This window comes from Streptomyces africanus (assembly GCF_002150735.1).
Lineage (GTDB): Bacteria > Actinomycetota > Actinomycetes > Streptomycetales > Streptomycetaceae > Streptomyces > Streptomyces africanus.
Genome location: NZ_MUKA01000095.1, coordinates 16237 through 33920, shown reverse-complemented (window position 1 = coordinate 33920; position 17684 = coordinate 16237). Strand labels below are relative to the sequence as shown.

Annotated in this window: 11 protein-coding genes; 5 read left to right on the top strand and 6 right to left on the bottom strand. The window is 71.5% G+C overall.

From position 1 onward, the window contains the following. The coding region (locus CCL05_RS14740) for an IS701 family transposase (RefSeq protein WP_143589886.1) at positions 1-1157 on the bottom strand (1157 nt) is incomplete at its 3' end. A 266-nt stretch (positions 1158-1423) separates the two neighbouring features. Here CCL05_RS14740 and ispH point away from each other — a divergent pair. From ispH to CCL05_RS14715, 5 genes are all read left to right on the top strand, one after another. Continuing rightward, positions 1424-2374 (top strand): 4-hydroxy-3-methylbut-2-enyl diphosphate reductase, encoded by a 951-nt coding sequence (gene ispH, locus CCL05_RS14735; protein ID WP_086560958.1) that lies wholly within the window; start codon positions 1424-1426, stop codon positions 2372-2374. 25 nt (positions 2375-2399) lie between these two features. Then, positions 2400-3443 carry a polyprenyl synthetase family protein gene (locus CCL05_RS14730; protein WP_086560957.1) on the top strand — a complete coding sequence of 348 codons (1044 nt, stop codon included), beginning with the start codon at positions 2400-2402 and terminating at the stop codon, positions 3441-3443. A 4-nt stretch (positions 3444-3447) separates the two neighbouring features. After that, the gene (locus tag CCL05_RS14725) at positions 3448-5298 is read left to right on the top strand and encodes a 1-deoxy-D-xylulose-5-phosphate synthase (protein WP_086560956.1); all 1851 of its coding nucleotides are present in this window, start codon (positions 3448-3450) and stop codon (positions 5296-5298) included. Continuing rightward, positions 5295-6464 (top strand): flavodoxin-dependent (E)-4-hydroxy-3-methylbut-2-enyl-diphosphate synthase, encoded by a 1170-nt coding sequence (gene ispG, locus CCL05_RS14720; RefSeq protein WP_086560955.1) that lies wholly within the window; start codon positions 5295-5297, stop codon positions 6462-6464. The genes CCL05_RS14725 and ispG overlap by 4 nt, the downstream gene beginning before the upstream one ends. 604 nt (positions 6465-7068) lie before the next feature. Continuing rightward, the gene (locus tag CCL05_RS14715) at positions 7069-9483 is read left to right on the top strand and encodes an ATP-binding protein (protein WP_086560954.1); all 2415 of its coding nucleotides are present in this window, start codon (positions 7069-7071) and stop codon (positions 9481-9483) included. Between the two features lie 223 nt (positions 9484-9706). Here the strand turns inward: CCL05_RS14715 and CCL05_RS14710 are convergent, their stop codons facing one another. From CCL05_RS14710 to CCL05_RS14690, 5 genes are all read right to left on the bottom strand, one after another. Further along, positions 9707-10672, bottom strand: coding sequence for a UbiA family prenyltransferase (locus CCL05_RS14710; protein ID WP_086560953.1), 966 nt, complete (start codon positions 10670-10672; stop codon positions 9707-9709). A 35-nt stretch (positions 10673-10707) separates the two neighbouring features. Further along, positions 10708-12099, bottom strand: a complete 1392-nt coding sequence (locus CCL05_RS14705) for an NDP-hexose 2,3-dehydratase family protein (protein WP_086560952.1) — start codon at positions 12097-12099, stop codon at positions 10708-10710. Further along, complete coding sequence (rfbB, locus tag CCL05_RS14700; protein WP_086560951.1) at positions 12096-13085, bottom strand: dTDP-glucose 4,6-dehydratase; 990 nt, start codon at positions 13083-13085, stop codon at positions 12096-12098. The genes CCL05_RS14705 and rfbB overlap by 4 nt, the downstream gene beginning before the upstream one ends. After that, a complete protein-coding gene (locus tag CCL05_RS14695; RefSeq protein ID WP_086560950.1) occupies positions 13082-14137 on the bottom strand; it encodes a glucose-1-phosphate thymidylyltransferase in 1056 nt (351 codons plus the stop codon). The genes rfbB and CCL05_RS14695 overlap by 4 nt, the downstream gene beginning before the upstream one ends. Positions 14138-14327: 190 nt before the next feature. Next, entirely contained in the window at positions 14328-17579 is a 3252-nt protein-coding gene (locus CCL05_RS14690; RefSeq protein WP_086560949.1) for an AfsR/SARP family transcriptional regulator, read from the bottom strand. Between the last annotated feature and the right edge of the window lie 105 nt (positions 17580-17684).

The following is a 17684-nucleotide window of genomic DNA, read 5'->3' as shown; positions in this document are numbered from 1 at the left end:
CCTACGGCGGCTGGAACCGGCACACGACCCTGGCGTCGGCCGCGCACGCCGTCTCGGTGCTCTCCGCGCCGGTTCCAGCCGCCGTAGGAGCGTCCGACGTAGTCGCGGATGCCGACGTGGGAGGTCACCTCGTCGAAGTCCCGGGCGACGCGCCGGGCACAGTCGCTGAAGCGCAGGACCGCGGCGGCCGGATGCGGCAGGTCGGTCAGCCATATCTCGGCCGGCTCGCGCCGGCCCGGAGCGCTGACCCCGACCAGCGACAGCGGTGCCCCGCCCGGCCCCGCACCGGGCACCCGCACCCCGACCGCGGCGACCAGAGCGGTCCTGCGGACCGCGGGCAGCGACCGCGAGACGGTCTCCAGGCGGGCCATGGGCCGGAACAGCGCCCGTGCCGCCTGCATGATCTCCGGAGCGGTCAGCCGGCGCGAGCCGTGCCCGGTCAGTGCCGGGTCCCGCACCGTGAGCGGCAGTTCGCCGTGCACCCGGACCATCGCGGGGAACCCCATGGCACGCAGCCCGTGGACCGTGGCGACGGGATCGGCCTCCTCGATGTCGACGACCACCGGCTGCGACGGCAGCTCCCAGGCGGCCAGGCTCTCCCGGCAGGCCGTCAGAACGCAGTCCCCGAGGGTCTCGGGCCCCACCTCGCACGGAATCGACGCCTGGTTGCGGCGCAGCCCGTCCTTGATCCACGTCTGCGGCAGGTACAGCCGCCAGTTGAACGGCGCCGTCATGGTGTCGGCGACGCCCCAGACACCGACGGCGCGCTGGGCGTTGAGCGCCTGCCCCTCGTCGACGGAGAAGTAGCGGCTGACCCCGACCGAGTGACGTCCCACCTTCGGGATCGTCATGAGGCGGGCGACGTAGGCCTGCGGCGGTTCCAGACGCGTCAGGTACTCGGCCAGAGAGCGGCGCACCGGGAACCAGTCCCAGGTGGAGCTGCAGATGAAGTGGTGCAGACTCTGGCCGGTGCTGCTGCCCTTCGGCGCTGCCATGTTCCGGATGGACTTCCGGCCGCGGGTGGAGAGCAGCCCGTGGATGTACTCCATGCCCCGGCGCCGCTGGTCGCTGCGGCGCAGTGTCGCGAAGAGCTCCGTGCCCAGCTCCTCGAGCGCATCCCCGAGCACCGCTTCGGGACGAATGAGAGCAGTACTCATGTGACTCCTCGGTCGTTTCCTTTCACGCCGTGCGGTCCGCTCAATTCCGCCGTGCGGCCGAATGAATTCACGCCGTGCGGTCCGCTCCACATTAGGAATCGGAGGCAGCCCTAATGAATGACAAGGGCCTGGCAAGGTTCAGCGGTTGGGGTGGCTGCGGTACATGACTGCTTCGAGCCCGAGCCCACTGATGCGGTTGACCGGAGACGCACCTGAACAGCACAGTCGGCTACGGGAGTCGAACCACGCAGCGGAGACGGGTGAAAATGGGACGCAAGAAGAAAGTCATCCTCGCGGAACCGCGCAGTTTCTGCGCCGGTGTACGCCGAGCGATATCAATTATCGAACTCGCGCTGGAACGCCATGGTGCTCCGCTTTATGTGCGCAAGGAAATCGTGCACAACCACTACGTGGTGCGGCAGCTGGAGCGGCGCGGTGTGCTGTTCGTGGATTCCGAGGAGGACGTGCCCGAGGGCGCGGTGTGCGTGTTCTCCGCACACGGCGTCTCCCCCCAGGTGCGGAGCAACGCGCGGGCCCGCCGGCTGGAGGTGATCGACGCGACCTGCCCGCTGGTGTCCAAGGTGCACCAGGAGGCCAAACGCTTCGCCCGGGAGGAGCGCACGCTGCTGCTGGTGGGGCACGCCGGGCACGAGGAGGTCGAGGGCACCTTCGGGCACGCGCCCGACCGGACGCTGATCGTGGAGACCGTGGAGGACGCCGAACGGCTGGACCTGCCGGCCGACACCCCGGTGGCCTACCTCACCCAGACGACGCTGTCGGTGGACGAGACCCGCGACATCGTCGAGGTGCTGCGCCGCCGCTTCACCGATCTGCGGGGCCCGGGCACCGACGACATCTGTTTCGCGAGCCAGAACCGCCAGGACGCGGTCAAGCAGGTCGTGCCGCGCTCCGACCTCATGCTCGTGGTCGGCTCCCGGAACTCCAGCAACTCGCTCCGGATGGTCGAGGTGGCCCGCCGCCTCGGTGTTCCCGCTCACCTTGTACCGGATGTCACGGAATTCGACGAGAGCTGGCTGGAGGGAGTGTCGGTGGTGGGCCTGAGCGCGGGCGCGAGCGCCCCGGAGATCCTCGTCGACCAGGTTCTGGAAAGGCTCGCGGACTTCGGTTACCGCGATATCGAGATCGAGCAGGTGGCGCAGGAGGACGTGGTCTTCCATCCGCCGACGCACCTCATCGACACGGCCAAGGCCGGCTGACCGGCCGGACAGGAGAGGGACCAAAATGACGACCGCGGTGACAGACCGGCTCTCGGTGCGCAGCACACGCGCGGAGGTGCTGCGCAGGGCCGAGCGACGTCTTGGCGAGCTCCTCGCGGACGAACGTGCCCGCTGGAGCGGTGTCGACGAGCGGGGCGCGGTTCCCGTGGACACGGTGACCTCTCTGGTCGACGCGGGCGGCAAGCGGCTGCGCCCCGCCTTCTGCGTGACCGGATACCTGGCCGCCGGAGGCGACCCCGACGACCCGATGGTGGCGGACGCCGCCTCCGGCATCGAACTGATCCACACCGGTGCGCTGCTCCACGACGACGTGCTCGACGCCTCCGACACCCGGCGCGGCGCCCCCGCGGCGCATGTCAGGCACGCCACGGTCCACGCGGAGCGTGGCTGGCGGGGCGAGTCGCGCCGTTACGGCGAGGGCGTGGCCCTGATCTCCGGGGTGCTGGCCATGCTCTACGCCGACCGCCTCACCCGGAACCTGCCGCCCGCCGCCCGCGACGTGTGGGGCGAGATGGTCACCGAGATCCAGATCGGCCAGCATCTGGACGTGGCCGTGGCCGCGGAGGGCGTGATCGCGCCGGAGCTGTCGCGCTGGATCGCGATCTGCAAGTCCGGCCGCTACAGCATCACGCGCCCGTTGCTGCTGGGGGCCGCGCTCGCCGGACGGCCCGACCTGACGACCGCGTTCGAGGAGTACGGCGAGTGCCTCGGGCTCGCCTTCCAGTTGCGCGACGACATCATCGGCACGTTCGGCGACAGCACGGTCGCCGGCAAGCCGGTCGGACTCGACCTGGAACAGCACAAGATGACGCTGCTGCTCGCCGAAGCCGCGGAGCGGGACCAGCAGGTGCGCTGCCTGGTCAATCGCCCCGAATGGGACACCGCCGCGCTGCTGGACCTCCTCGGCGAGAGCAGGACCCGTATCGAAGAGCGCATCGACGCGCTCGTGGAACGCGCCGGCGTGGCCCTCGACCAGGCCGCGATCGAACCGGTGTGGCGAGACGAACTGAGCGAGATGGCCCTCGAAGTCGCCTATCGGAACCGGTGATCGCATGTCATTGCTGGAGACCGTGCACGGCCCGGAGCGCCTCCGGGAACTGAGCACGCGGGAGCTGGACGCCCTTGCCGCGGAGATCCGCACCTTCCTCGTCGACCGGGTCTGCGTGACCGGCGGGCACCTCGGCCCCAACCTGGGCGTGGTGGAACTGACCCTCGCCCTGCACCGGGTCTTCGACTCGCCCCGCGACCGGCTGCTGTGGGACACGGGGCACCAGTCGTACGTGCACAAGATCGTCACCGGCCGGGCGGCCGGCTTCGACCGGCTGCGCCAGGAGGGCGGTCTGTCGGGTTACCCGAACCCGGCGGAGTCCGAGCACGACCTGGTGGAGAACTCCCACGCCTCCACGGCGCTGTCGTACGCCGACGGCCTGGCGCGCGCCGACGCCCATCAGGGCCGCACCGACCGGGCCGTGGTCGCCGTCATCGGCGACGGGGCGATGACCGGCGGCATGGCGTGGGAGGCCATGAACAACATCGCGGGCGGCCCGGACCGGCCGTTGGTCATCGTGCTCAACGACAACCAGCGCTCCTACGCGCTCACCCGGGGCGGGTTCGCCGACCACCTGGGGGAGCTGCGCACCGGGCAGCCCGGGCCGCCCGGTCTGTTCGAGCAGCTGGGGCTGGCCTACCTCGGCCCGGTCGACGGGCACGACGTGACGGCGCTGGAGGAGGCGCTGCGGCGCGCGCGGGCCCTGCGCAGGCCCGTCGTCGTCCACGTGGTGACCGAGAAGGGCCGCGGGTTCGCGGTGACGGAGCAGAACGAGCTGGACCGGGGTCACGCCATCAAGCCGATGGACCCCGAGACGGGCCGGCCGCTGAAGGGCTCCGCCGGGCCGTCGTTCACGTCCGTCTTCGGACGCGAACTCGTCCGCATCGCCGAGCGCCGTCCGGACGTCGTGGCGATCACGGCGGCCATGCTGGAGCCGACCGGTCTGCTGCCGATGCAGGAGCGGTTCCCCAAGCGGGTCATCGACGTGGGCATCGCGGAACAGCACGCGGTCACCATGGCCGCGGGCATGTCCCTGGGCGGCGTCCACCCGGTCGTCGCCATCTACTCCACCTTCGTCAACCGTGCCTTCGACCAGCTGCTGATGGACGTGGCACTGCACCGCAGAGCGGTGACGTTCGTCCTCGACCGCTCCGGCGTCACCGGCGACGACGGCCCGAGCCACAACGGCATGTGGGACATGTCGGTCCTTCAGGTGGTGCCCGGGCTGCGGATCGCCGCCCCGCGCGACGGCGCCCGGCTTGCCGAACTGCTCGGGGAGGCCGTCGAGTGGGAGGAGGGCCCGACCCTGGTGCGCTTCCCCAAGGGGCCGACGGGTGACGACATACCCGCGAAGATCACGTTCGCCGGCACCGACGTGCTGCACCGGGCCGGGCCGCTCGATGTGCTGATCGTCTCGGTGGGCGCGCTGGCCCGGGTGGCGCTGCAAGTGGCGGAGGTGCTGTGGGCGCAGGGCATCGGCGCGACAGTGGTCGACCCGCGGTGGGTGACGCCGGTCAATCCGACGCTCGCCGACATGGCGCGCCGGCACCGTCTGGCCATCACCGTCGAGGACAACAGCCGTATGGGCGGAGTGGGTTCGACCATCGCCCAGTTCCTGCGCGACGAAGGGGTGCGCACCCCGCTGCGGGAGTTCGGCATTCCCCGGCGCTTCCTCCAGCACGGCAGCCGCGCCGAGGTGCTCTCCGGCTGCGGGCTGACCGCGCAGGAGATCGCCAGGGCCGTGGTGGAGGAGATCAGTGAACCGGCGGAGAACCGGGTCGACGCCCCGGTGATCGACTTCGAGCGGGAGATGGCCCGCCTCATCGAACGGGAACGCGGAGGGGAGACACGATGACGACGGTTGGTCTCGGAATGCCCGGCGTCAGGCCGGGGGCCGATCTGCCGCCGCTGGCCCGGCGGCGCACGTCCCGCCGGATCATGGTGGGGTCGGTACCGGTCGGCGGCGACGCGCCGGTGTCGGTGCAGTCGATGACGACGACCGTGACCGCGGACGTCAACGCCACGCTCCAGCAGATCGCCGAACTGACCGCGGCCGGCTGCCAGATCGTCCGGGTCGCCGTCCCCTCGGCCGACGACGTGCAGGCGCTGCCCGCCATCGCCAGGAAGTCGCCGATCCCGGTGATCGCCGACATCCACTTCCAGCCCAAGTACGTGTTCGCGGCCATCGACGCCGGGTGCGCCGCCGTTCGCGTCAACCCGGGGAACATCAAGAAGTTCGACGACCGGGTGGGGGAGATCGCCAAGGAGGCGGCGAACGCCGGCATCCCGATCCGGATCGGCGTCAACGCCGGTTCGCTGGACCGCCGGCTGCTCGAGAAGTACGGCAGGGCCACCCCGGAGGCGCTGGTCGAGTCGGCGCTGTGGGAGTGCTCCCTGTTCGAGGAGCACGGCTTCCGCGACATCAAGATCTCCGTGAAGCACAACGACCCCGTGGTCATGATCGCCGCCTACCGGCTGCTCGCGCAGCGCTGCGACTACCCCCTGCACCTCGGTGTGACGGAGGCCGGCCCGGCCTTCCAGGGCACGATCAAGTCCGCGGCGGCGTTCGGGGCGCTGCTGTCGGAGGGGATCGGCGACACCATCCGGGTCTCCCTGTCGGCGCCGCCGGTGGAGGAGGTCAAGGTCGGCACGCAGATCCTGGAGGCACTGGCCCTGCGCGAGCGCGGGCTGGACATCGTCTCCTGCCCCTCCTGCGGGCGGGCCCAGGTGGATGTGCACACCCTGGCGGAGAAGGTCTCCGCCGCGCTGGAGGGGTTCCCCGCCGCGCTGCGGGTCGCCGTCATGGGGTGTGTGGTGAACGGGCCGGGCGAAGCCAGGGAGGCCGACCTCGGTGTGGCGTCCGGCAACGGCAAGGGGCAGATCTTCGTGAAGGGGGAGGTGATCAAGACCGTTCCGGAGTCTCTCATCGTCGAGACGCTGGTGGAGGAGGCCGTACGGATCGCCGAGGAGCGGGGCACGTCGGCCGACGGACCGGGCCCGGTGATCGTCACGCCGTCCTGATCCTCTCCCTGCTCCGCCCCGACGACGGCCCGCGGGTTGCCCGCGGGTCGTCGTGCTGCGCCGGGGAGTTGACATTCTCCACCGCCGCCCTGGGAGGTTTTGCGCCAACCGGCCGTGTGCGCTTCGGGTCCTCGACGAGGCCCCGTCGGAGGAGTCGGGTGCCCGACGGAAGCGAACAAACAGGACACCGAGGGTGGTTACGAGCCCCCGGACAAGCGCCGGGTCGCAGGCGAGGCACGCGGTGGGCACCTCACTCTGGCCGGATCGATTCGCTCAAAACATCGATGGAACTACCTTGGCATTGTCCGGAACAGGATGAAACGGGGGTGACTGCACGTGGCGCCGACGGAAGTCCCACGCGGCCTCGGACCGGAGTTCCCGCGCCCGACAAGCTGAGGAGGAACCTTTCGGCTCCTCGGCCGTGGCGCGTTCCGTCCCGCCGCCTCGCGATGCCGACGCCCGGCCGGCTTCCCGCTGCCCTCCCGCGCCGGCCCACCGTGCACGGCACGGCACGCAACGCCCCGGCTCGTCCTGCGCACGGGCTCGCCCACGAGCAAGCGGGATCGATTCTTCACGTGTGTCCGTTGATCCATGGGGGCTGCCTATGTACCCGATCAGTTCGAGCACCACCATCAGTGACGAGCTCAGCGCCGGCGGGCCGGGAGTGCTCACCGTCGCGGGCCACGGGCTCGTGGGCCGGCAGGAGGAGCGGGCCGAACTGCGGGGACTCCTCGGCGAGCCGGCCGTCCGCGTCGTCACCGTCACCGGTCCGGCCGGTGTCGGCAAGAGCAGACTCGCCGCGGCGGCCTTCGCCGACGTCGTCGGCTCCTTCGAGGACGGCGGACGGGCCGTGGACCTGAACGACGTCCGCCCGGGCCAGGACCCCGAGACCGTGCTCGCCGAGACCCTCGGCCTGGACACCGGCACGGACCGACCCGTGCACCAGCTCCTGCGCGAGTACCTCCAGCCCCGCCGGTGCCTGCTCCTCCTGGACGGCTGCGACCGCATGCGTGCCGCGCTCGTACCGGCCGTCACCCGCCTGGTCAACGACTGCCCCCGGCTCACCGTCCTGATGACCGGGAACGAGCGGCTCGGCGTCTACGGCGAGGTGCTGCTGCGCCTCGGCCCGCTGGAGCTGCCCCCGGCCGACGGGGAACCCGGCCTGGCGGAGCTGCGGGAGGTGCCCTCCGTCAAGCTGTTCGTGGAACGCACCGCCGTCAGCCGCCCCAACTTCGCGCTGACCGAGCACAACCGCGACGCGGTCGTCCGGCTGTGCCGGCGGACCGACGGCCTTCCCATGGCGATCGAGTTCGCCGCGTCCCGCATGAAGATGCTCTCGCCGCAGCGGCTCCTGGACGAACTGGACACCGGCCTCGACGCCCTGTCCGGGACCGAGTTCGACACCTTGTCCCGGCACCGCGCCATGAGCGCGGCCATCGCCCGCCACCTCGACGCGCTGGACAAGCACGAACGCGCCCTGCTGAGGCGGCTCGCCGTGTTCCACCGGGCCTTCGACCTGCCCACCGCCCAGGCCATGTGGCCGGGCGACGTCACCGAACTCCAGCGGCTGCTGGAGATGTTCGTCGACAAGAGCCTGCTGCACACCGAGGAGTGCGCGGACGGCGAACTCATCATCTCGATGCTCGGCCTCACCCGGCAGTTCCTGCTGGAGGAGGCGCACACCCTGGGCGAGAGCGACGAACTCGCCATGGCCCACGCCACGTTCTGCGCCGACCTCGCCGAGAGCGCCGAGAGCGGGCTGCGCGGCCCCGAGCAGAGCCGGTGGCTGCTCGTGATCGACTACTGGCGGCAGGACCTCACCGCCGCCCTGGACTTCCTCGCCCTGTCCGGCGACACGGCAGGCGTGGTCAGGATCGCCGCGAGCCTGCACGAGTACTGGCAGGCCCGCGGGGAGGTCAGGGAGGGCATCACGCGGCTGCGCGCCGGACTCGACGCTGGGAACGGCCTCACCCTGCGCCAGCAGGCCACCGCTCGTCTGTCGCTGGCGGAACTCCTGCTGAGCGCCTGTGAGACGACCGCGGCCGAGGAGTGCCTTGCCGAGGCCCGGGCCGCGTTCGAGGAGCTGGGCGACCATGCCGCAGTGGCCGCCTGCATGCGCGAGGCCGGGCTCGTCGCGCTCCAGCGCGGGGACCTGGCCGAGGCCGACCGCCGCCTCGAGGACTGTGTGGCCGCCGCCGCGGGCGGTGACGGCGCCGAACACGCCGAGGTGCTGCGCATGCTCGCGGAGGTCCGCCGTGCCGAGGGCCACGCCGCCGGCGCCCGCCGGCTCGCCGAGGACGCGCTGGCCTTCTTCGAGCAGCAGCGGGACGTGCGCAACATCGCGCTCACCCGCCTCGTCCTGGGCGACGTGGCCTTCGCCCTCGGCGACCAGGACCGTGCCGTCGACCTGTACCGGTCCGCCCTCCAGGACATCGCCGGGTTGAAGCACCTGGCGCTGTGCGCACTGGGCCTGGAGAAGTTCACGCTCCTGCTCACCCGCTGCCGCGGCCAGTCGATGGAGACCTGGCGCCGGGCGGCACGGGCCCTGGGCGCCGCGGCGGGCATCCGGGCCGCCACCGGCTGCGTCGCGCCCGTGCCCGTGCGCATGGAGGTGGACGCCGTCGCCGCCCTCACCCGGGTGCGCCTGGGCGACGAGGAGGCCGCGGAGCTGGCGGCCGTGGGCCGGCAGTCGCACCCGGACGCCGCCGTCGCCGCCGTGCTGACCCCCTCGGACGGCGTCGAGCCGGACCGTGACGCACCGGACGGCGCCGGCAACCCGCTCACCCCGCGGGAGCGCGAGGTCGCCGAACTGGTGGCGAACGGCCTCACCAACCGGGAGATCGCCCGCCGGCTGGGCATCGCCGAGTGGACCGCCGTGAACCACGTACGCAAGATCATGCGCAAGCTGGCGTGCACGTCGCGCGTCCAGGTCGCCAGCTGGATGTCCCAGCACAACTCCGGGCGCCGGGACCGGCCGTCACCCGCACGGCCCGCCGACGCACGGGCCTTCGGGGCCTGAGGCCTGTCGTCCGGACCGGGCCGCGGCACACCGACGGTGCCGGTCGATGCCGGCCGGCGACCACGCGGCAGTGTGCCTGCCGGATCCCGCGCCTGCGGCGTGCTCCCGGCGACAGGCCCCGGTCTCCGTCCGGCCGCTGCCGCCGGCCGCGCGGTCCGCGCACGAAGCGGCCCGGCAGGCTCGGCGGCGGAGGCCGCCGCCGAGCCTGCCGGGCCCCGCGCGCTCAGGACCAGTGGTGTGCCACGTTGAACAGCAGCACGCAGGCGACGGTCGTCCGGAAGACCACCACGCCGCGGCTGCGCGCCAGCAGCGCGTGACCGTCGCGCAGGAACGAGCCGTACTGGCGCAGCCGCAGCGCCATGAGCGGCACGGTCGCCAGCACGAACCAGCCGGGTATCCAGCCCGCCGCGTACGGGCCCAGGATCACCAGGATGTTCAGCGCCGTCAGCGCCCCCAGGAACAGCTTGTTGCCGCGCTCGGAGGCCATCACCGCGACGGTGCGCCGGCCGACCGCCGCGTCGCCGCTGATGTCCTGGGTGTTGGAGTAACCCGATATCAGCAGCTGCCCGAATCCGAACAGCAGGGCCTCCACCAGGACCAGGGCGGGCAGTTCCCCGACGGTCAGGGAGTAGGGGGACAGCACGAACGCCGTGGCCGAGAAGAGCAGCAGCACCTCTCCCAGCCCGACGTAGCTCAGCTTCAGCCCCCAGGAGTACTGCACGCTGAAGACGAGGAGCAGCGTGGTGACCACGGCGCCCCACACCGGGACGTGGGGTGCGACGACCACGGCCACCAGCCACCACAGGGCACCCCAGCCCAGGGCGACGTACCCGAACCGCTGCGCCTGGTGCACGGTGAGCTCGCCGGTGAGCAGCGGCTTGCGCTTGAGCGGACGCAGTTCGGTGTTGCCGTCGGAGAGGTAGTTCGCCGTGTCGCTGCCGTCCTTGACGCCGGTCACGTCGTCCAGCGTCATCACCGCGGACAGCACGCCCACCTTCCCCAGCGCGAACACCAGCAGCGTCAGGAGCACGGGCCCGTCGAAGCGGGTGCCCGGCTCCATCGCCGTCCACACGATGAGCAGGGCGAGGAAGAAGTCGAGGACGAACTGGAACTTGACCAGTCTGGCGTACCGCCCCAGTCGCTGCGAAACGCCCGTTCCGGTGGCCACTTGCGTACCCGCAGCCGCCATGAAGTGAGTCCTTACTGTCGGGCCGGGGACGCCCCTCAGAGCGTCACCGCGGCGGTGTTGAGGCAGGCGAGCAGTGAACGCGCCTGCACGTTGACGTAACGGCTGTGCCGCACGAGGGAGTTGAGCTGCCCGGGCGTGACCCAGCAGTACCCCGGAGGCGGTTGCGTCGGTGCCTGCGACTCGTCCGCCTCGACGATCAGGTAACGGCTCTGCGCGTGGTGGAAACGGCCGCCCTCCTCGGAGTGCACGGCCTCGTAGCGGATCTGCTTCTCGTCGGCGCCGAGCACCAGGTCCAGGAACGGCGGGCGCTGTGCGGGGTCGAGATGGAGGTGGTTCTCCGGTGTGCACTGCACCGTCGGAGCCAGCTCCAGCGTGTCCAGCAGCCCACCCTCGGGGAGGGCCTGCGCGAGCAGGTGCGGTACGCCGCCGAAACGACGGGTCACGAACGCGGTGACCCCGAGTCCGAGCGGCTCGATCAACGGCTGGGTCCACTGTGCCACCTCCCGGTTGGCGGCCTCCACGGCGACCGCCATCACTCGGAAGTAGCGTTCCGGCACATGGTCGATGGACCAATCGCCGCGCACCCAGTCCGTCACCTCGGCGAGCGGAACCGACCGCACCCGGCGGTCATGGCGGGAGCGTTCGGCGGTGATCCAGGAGAGCAGTCCCAAGTCCGAATGCAGGGCCCTGGGCTCGGCCGGCTGCGCGGGCGCGCAGGCCAGGACGGTACGCGCGTCCATGTTCACCACGTTGTCCAGACGGAGCAGCGCGCCGATCTGCCCGAGGGTGAGCCAGCAGAATCCCTCCTCCAGCGGAACGTCGCCCTCGGCCTCCACCACCATGTTGCGGTTGGCCTTCCGCAGGAACCACGAGCCGTGCTCCGACTGCAGCACATCGGAGATCACCCGCTCCGGCGGCACGTTCACGAAGTACTCGAGGTACTTCACGTCCGCGCCCCGGTGCACCTTGGTGTAGTTGCTGCGGGTCGCCTGTACGGTCGGCGACAACTGGAGCAGGTTGGGGTTGCCCGGCTCCATCTTGGCCTGCATCAGGAAGTGCAGGACACCGTCGAACTCCTTGGCCAGGATGCCGAGGATGCCGACCTCCGGCTGGTTGATGATCGGCTGGCGCCACTCGGGGACCGGGTTCTCGGGGTGGGTGACGTGGATGCCCTCGATCGAGAAGAACCGGCCGCTGCGGTGCACGAGGTTGCCCGTACCCGGCGCGAAGGACCAGCCGTCGAGGCCGGCGAACGGGATGCGCTCCACCCGGAACCTGTGGGTCCGGGCGTGCTCGTCCAGCCACGGTCCGACCTGCTCGGTGCGCGGGCCGCGGCCGTGCGGGGCGAGGGCCGAGCGGACCAGGCGGCCCGTGTCGGCCGTTCGGCCGTCGCTGTGCCGCGGGGCCGTCGTCGTCAGCGTGCTCATCGGTTCACCTCCGTTGCGGTGGCGCGCTTGATGTCCTTCCACCAGCCGGGATGGTCCCGGTACCAGTCGACGGTCTCGCGCAGTCCCTGCTCGAACGGCACCCGCGGCTCGAAGCCCAGCTCCTCGCGGATCTTGGTGCCGTCGAGGGAATAGCGGTCGTCGTGCCCGAGCCGGTCGACCACCCGGCGGATCGCGGAGGCATCGGCGCCGCACAGATCCAGCAGCCGGTGGGTGAGTGCCAGGTTGGTCCGCTCGACGCCTCCCCCCACGTGGTAGATCTCCCCGGCCCGGCCCCCGGTGCGCACCATCTCCACGGCACGGCAGTGGTCGTCGACGTGCAGCCACTCGCGGACGTTGTGGCCGTCCCCGTACAGCGGCACGGGCTTGCCCTCCAGGAGGTTCGTGACGAACAGCGGGATGAGCTTCTCGGGGTGCTGGTACGGGCCGTAGTTGTTGCAGCAGCGCGTGATCGACACATCCATGCCGTAGGTGCGCCAGTACGAGCGGACCACGAGGTCGGAGGCGGCCTTGGACGCCGCGTACGGCGAGTTCGGCGCGAGCGTCGAGGTCTCGGTCCACGAGCCCGACGCGATCGACCCGTAGACCTCGTCGGTGGAGACGTGCACGATCCGCTCCACTCCGCACTCCCGCGCGGAGTCGAGCAGCACCTGGGTGCCCAGCACGTTGGTGCGGATGAAGTCGGCCGCCGCCGTCAGGGAGCGGTCGACGTGCGACTCGGCCGCGAAGTGCACGATCGAGTCGTGTCCGGGCAGCAGTTCGCGCAGCAGCCCGGCGTCGCAGATGTCGCCGTGGACGAACTCCAGACGCTCCGCGCCGATCGGCAGGTTGGCCCGGTTGCCGCTGTAGGTCAGTTTGTCGACGACGGTCACCCGGGCGCCGACGGCCTGCGGACAGCGGTCCTCGAGCAGGGCGCGCACGTAGTGCGAGCCGATGAAACCGGCGCCTCCTGTCACCAGGATTCTCATGACGCGACCTCCACCCGGGAGTGGTCTCCGACGATCAGCCGGTGGCGGCGGGTGGCCGTCACCGAGGCGGTCCTGCCGATGAGCGAGCCGCTCAGTCCGCGCAGGTCCGACAGGGAGGACCCGTCCTGCACGATGGAGTCCTCCATGAGCGTGTGCCGCACCGTGCAGTCGCCGCCGATCGCGGTGTACCGCCCGATGTGGCTGTCCTCCACGACGCTCCCGGGACCGATGAAGGCCGGCCCCTCGATGCGGGAGCGCACCACCCGCGCGCCCGGCGCCAGCACCACCGGACCGCACAGGTCGCTGGCGTCGTCCACCTCGCCGAGCCGCTGCGGGCTCAGTTCGTCGAGCAGCCTGCGATTGCATTCGAGGACGGCGTCGACGTTCCCGGTGTCGGCCCAGAAACCGAGGTATTCGCTGGCCTTCACACAGCCCCCGTTCTTCACCAGCCACTGGATGGCGTCGGTGATCTCCAGCTCCCCCCGGGCGCTCGGCCGGATCCGGCCGACCGCCCGGTGAATGGCGGGCGTGAAGAAATAGACGCCGATCAGGGCGAGATCACTGCGCGGTACGGCAGGCTTCTCGGCCAGCCCGGTCACCGTGGCCGACGCGTCGACCTCGGCGACCCCGAAAGCCCGCGGGTCGGCGACTTTCTGGACGACGATCTGGGCGTCGGGCCGTTGCGCGGCGAACGCGCGGGCGATCTCCGTGATTCCTTCCGGCAGCACATTGTCGCCGAGGTACATCAGGAAATCGTCGTCGCCCAGGAATTCCCGGGCGATCAGCACGCAGTGGGCCAGCCCGAGCGGCTGGGCCTGCGGAATGTAGGTGATCCGGGCTCCGAACCGGGAGCCGTCGCCGATCACTTCGCGGATCTGGTCCGCCCGGGGGCCGACGACCACGCCTATATCGGTGATGCCCGCCGCCAGGATATTGTCGATGACATGTTCCAGGACCGCCTTGCCGGCGACCGGAATCAGCTGTTTCGGCGTGGAATAGGTGAAGGGCCGAAGCCGGGTTCCCATCCCGCCGGACAGTACTAGAGCCTTCACTTTGTCCTTCCGGATTGATTCTTCGGCCAATGGGTGATGTCCGTTGGGTTTTCCGGGAGTGCGTAAGTGAGGCTAACGGCGCCACTGCGTGCGCTCGTCGATATGTTCTTGGACTCTGTCATGTCCTGCTTGACGTGACAGAGTCTTCAATACCCGCCCTCGGCGGGGGTGCAATGCGGGGTTACGCCCGCTAGCCGGCCGGGGACCGCTGTGCGGCTTCCTCGGGACTCAGCGACCCGCCCCGCTCGAAAGCGGCCGTGAAGCCGTCCTCGCCCAGCCGCGCACGGGCGCCCGCGGCGATCCGGTCCACGTCGTCGCGCTCGCCCTCGGGCAGGGGAGTGCCCACCCGGGCCCGGGCCGCGGCGGCCGCGCCGAGGAGGCACGCCGCCCGCTCGGCGCCGCCCGCCAGGAGTTCCGCGCCGGCCAGGCCCTCGAGGCCCAGGGCGACAGCGCGCGGATCACCCGATTCCCGCGCTGCCGCGAGGCCGTCCCGTTGCAACGCCTGGGCGGTGCGAACATCACCGCGCAGCTCCGCGATGAACCCCAGCTCGGCGAGGATCAGCGACGGCACGCCGGGCTGGTAGCCCATGCGCCGGTGCACGTCGAGCACGTTGCGCATGTGATGCTCGGCGGTGTCCAGATCGCCCTGCCGACGGGCCCCCATCCCGAGCCCGATCTCGGCGAACTGCTCGCCGAAGTCGTCCGACTGCTCCACGGCGAGCCGCCTGGCCCGCTCGTGGTACTCCCCGGCCATCGCGTAGTCACGGGTCAGCAGGGAGATCCGGCCGAGACCCGAGAGGTGGAACGACACCTCGGGCCACAGCCCGAGATCCTCGGCCATGCGCAGCCCGTCGCGCAGGAGCCGCCCGGCCTGCCGGTAGTCGCCGACCACCTCCGCCAGGGTCTGCAGCGGCACCATGGCACGCAACTGCCCCCACTGATCGCCCAGTTCGCGGAAGATCTCCAGGCTCTGCTCGCCGTACCTGCGCAGGGCGCCGAAGTCGCCGCGCAGCTTGGCGATGAAGGCCTGGCTGCTCAGCGCCGCCGCCGTGCCCCAGCGGTCCTCCAGTGAACGGAAGGTCATCAACGCCTGCTCGATCAGGTCCTCACTGGGTGTCAGGTCTCCGACGCCGTACAGGTTGGACCCCAGGAACCACTGGGCGTGCGCCTCGCCGGCCGGCTCGTCCAGCTCCTCGTAGGGGCGCAGCGCGGCACGGTACTCGGCCAGCGGGTCCTTGCTGCCGCCCAGGAGCAGCCTGGTTCCGCCCAGCCAGGCGGTCGCCTCGGCGACCGCCGGGGTGGCCGGGGCCCGCGGAACGAGGGACAGGGCCGTGGCCAGGTAGCGTTCCGCCTCGCGGTTGCGGCCCCGCAGGTGCCAGTACCACGCCAGGGCGTTGACCAGCCGCAAGGCCCCCTCGCCGTCCTCGCTGCGCACGGCGCTCTCCAGCGCCGTGCGCAGGTTCGCCGTCTCGGCGTCGAGGCGGCGCAGCCACTCCCGCTGCCCGTGACCGCGCAGATGCGGCCTGGCGCGCTCGGCGAAGGCGGTGTAGTAGGCGCGGTGGCGCACCTGGAGGGCCTCGAGCTCACCGGACTCGCGCAACTGCTCCAGGCAGTACGCCGTGACCGACTCCAGCAGCCGGTAACGCGGCCCGTCGACCCCGTCGGTCATGACCACCAGGGAGCAGTCCACCAGACGGGCCAGCAGGTCGAGGACCTCCGCGCGGTCCACGCCGGGACCCGCGCACAGCTCCTCCGCCGCCGCGAGGGAACAGCCGTCGGCGTGCACGGCCAGGCGATGCAGGACGGCGCGCTCCTGCGTGCCGAGCAGGCCGCAGCTCCAGTCGATGACCGCGCGCAGCGTGCGCTGCCGCGCGGGGGCGTCCCGGGTCCCGGTGGCCAGGAGCGTGAACCGGTCGTCGAGGCGGGCGGCCAGCTCCTGCACGCCCAGCGCACGGACCCGGGTCGCCGCCATCTCCAGGGCGAGGGGAATGCCGTCGAGACGCCGGCAGATGGAGACCACGGGGCCGATGGTCTCCTCGCTCAGCCGGAAACGGGGAGCCGTGGCGCCCGCCCGCGCCGCGAACAGTTCCACGGCGCTGAACCGCAGCACGTCTTCTGTGGTCAGACCCGCGGCGGACTGCGGCAGGGACAGCGGAGGCACCTCCACGAGCTGCTCCCCGCTGACGCTCAGCGGAGTCTGACTGGTCGTCATGAGGTGCAGCCGGGGCGCCGCCTTCAGCAGGCGTGCCGCCAACTCGGCGACGGGCTCGACGACATGCTCGCAGTTGTCGAGGACCAGCAGGGTCCGCTCGTCGCCCAGGGCGCGCACCACCCGCGCCGTGGAGGACAGCGGGTCGCCGTCCGGGGCGGGGTGGGAGGTGATGTCGTCGCGCACGCCGAGCACTGCCTCGACCACCTGGTGCACCTCGGTGGCCGATGTGGGGGAGCGGTCGAGGGAGGCGAACTCCGCCAGCCGGACGCCGCCGGGGAAGACAGGGCCGAGCTCGGCCGCGGTCCCCAGGGCGAGCCGGGTCTTGCCCACGCCGCCGGAGCCGGTCAGGGTCACCAGCCGGTGCCGGTCGACGAGTTCGCGCAGCCGCTCGACGAGCGCGTCCCGGCCGATGAGGTCGACGGGCGGGGCGGGCAGGTTCGTCGGCGGCCGGGCCGCGGTGGTGCTCGGCGACGGCACGGCCGCCAGCTCGGGGCTCTGCGTGAGGATGGCCCGGTGCAGCGAGGCCAGCTCGGGCGACGGGTCGACCCCCAGCTCCTCGGCGAGCCGTTCGCGCAGTTCGGCGTAGCTGGTGAGGGCGGCGCTCTGCCGGCCCGCGAGATACAGAGCCCGGATGTGGGCCGTACGCAGCCGTTCGCGCAGCGGATGCAGGGCCACCAGGTCCGCCAGCTCGTCGGCGACCAGGGCGTGTTCGCCGAGCTCCAGCCTGGCCTCGGCCTGCTCCTCCAGCGCCGTCAGACGCTGTTCCTCGAGCCGGTCGGCCGCGGTCCGGGCGAACTCCTCGTCGACGAAGTCGGCGAACGCCGCACCCCGCCACAGGGCCAGCGCCTCGGTCAGCAGCTTCGTCCGGGTGCGGGGGTCGGCGCTCCGGCGGGCGCGGGCCGTCAGGTCGGTGAAGCGGTCGGCGTCGACGGCACCGGACGGAACCTGAAGCTCGTATCCGGGAGCGCGGGAGACCACCAGGTCCCGGCCGCCGGGCGCGGCGTCCTCCAGGGCCCGGCGTAACTGCCACACCTTGTTCTGCAGCACACCCACGGGGTTGTTCGGCAGGTGCTCGCCCCACAGGTCGTCGATCAGCCGGTCCACGGACACGGGCCGGCCGCGGTGGACCAGCAAAGCGGTGAGCAGAGCACGAACCTTCAACTCCGGCACCCGCACCGGCCGGCCCTGAGCCGTCCACACCGCAAGCGGGCCGAGCACCCCGAAACGCATGTGATCACGCTAGCCGAAGGGGGCGGTCCGCGACAGGACGATCCCGTGTGAAGAGCGGCCGAGAGCGACCGAGAGCGACCGAGAGCGGACCGGGATCGGACCGGG

Coding starts and splice junctions, on each gene's coding strand:
- CCL05_RS14730 (WP_086560957.1), top strand. CDS start 2,400: ATGACGACCGCGGTGACAGACCGGCTCTCGGTGCGCAGCACACGCGCG.
- CCL05_RS14705 (WP_086560952.1), bottom strand. CDS start 12,099: ATGAGCACGCTGACGACGACGGCCCCGCGGCACAGCGACGGCCGAACG.
- CCL05_RS14725 (WP_086560956.1), top strand. CDS start 3,448: ATGTCATTGCTGGAGACCGTGCACGGCCCGGAGCGCCTCCGGGAACTG.
- CCL05_RS14710 (WP_086560953.1), bottom strand. CDS start 10,672: ATGGCGGCTGCGGGTACGCAAGTGGCCACCGGAACGGGCGTTTCGCAG.
- ispG (WP_086560955.1), top strand. CDS start 5,295: ATGACGACGGTTGGTCTCGGAATGCCCGGCGTCAGGCCGGGGGCCGAT.
- rfbB (WP_086560951.1), bottom strand. CDS start 13,085: ATGAGAATCCTGGTGACAGGAGGCGCCGGTTTCATCGGCTCGCACTAC.
- CCL05_RS14715 (WP_086560954.1), top strand. CDS start 7,069: ATGTACCCGATCAGTTCGAGCACCACCATCAGTGACGAGCTCAGCGCC.
- ispH (WP_086560958.1), top strand. CDS start 1,424: ATGGGACGCAAGAAGAAAGTCATCCTCGCGGAACCGCGCAGTTTCTGC.
- CCL05_RS14690 (WP_086560949.1), bottom strand. CDS start 17,579: ATGCGTTTCGGGGTGCTCGGCCCGCTTGCGGTGTGGACGGCTCAGGGC.